At 44.0% G+C, this 548-nt stretch carries 1 protein-coding gene; it reads right to left on the reverse strand.

What is annotated here, in order from left to right; genetic code table 11:
- A partial coding sequence (locus tag D8863_RS10915) for an aminotransferase class IV (RefSeq protein WP_185761493.1) occupies positions 1-548 on the reverse strand: 548 nt, incomplete at both ends.

Below are 548 nucleotides of genomic sequence, written 5' to 3' on the forward strand. Positions count from 1 at the left end.
ATTGGGACATCGCCTTCAATCGGAGTCAAGCCCAAGCGGTGTTCTGCCAAGTAAAGCAAAGAGTACTTGGTAATAGATGGCAAGATGGATTGACTCAATGGCGTAACAAATTCGTTGTTCGCTGTGATTCCAAAGAAGTTGGCTGATCCGACTTCCTCAATCTTGGTGTGGGTAGCTGGATCTAGGTAGATAACATCTGAAAAATTACGTGATTTTGCCATTTTACCTGGTAGAAGACTAGCAGCATAGTTCCCACCTACCTTGGCCGCACCCGTACCATTTGGAGCTGCCCTGTCGTATTCATCCTGAATCAAGAAGTTGGTTGGAACTAAACCACCTTTAAAATAGTTACCAACCGGCATAGCAAAGATGGTGAAAATATACTCTTCTGCTGGTTTAACCCCGATAATATCCCCAACACCAATCAACAGTGGACGAAGATAAAGAGTTCCACCTGTTCCATATGGTGGGACGTATTCTTCATTTGCACGCACAACTGCTTTACAAGCTTCTACAAACATTTCTGTCGGAACTTGTGGCATCAAAAG

The organism is Streptococcus oralis, assembly GCF_003943825.1.
Taxonomy (GTDB): domain Bacteria; phylum Bacillota; class Bacilli; order Lactobacillales; family Streptococcaceae; genus Streptococcus; species Streptococcus oralis_CD.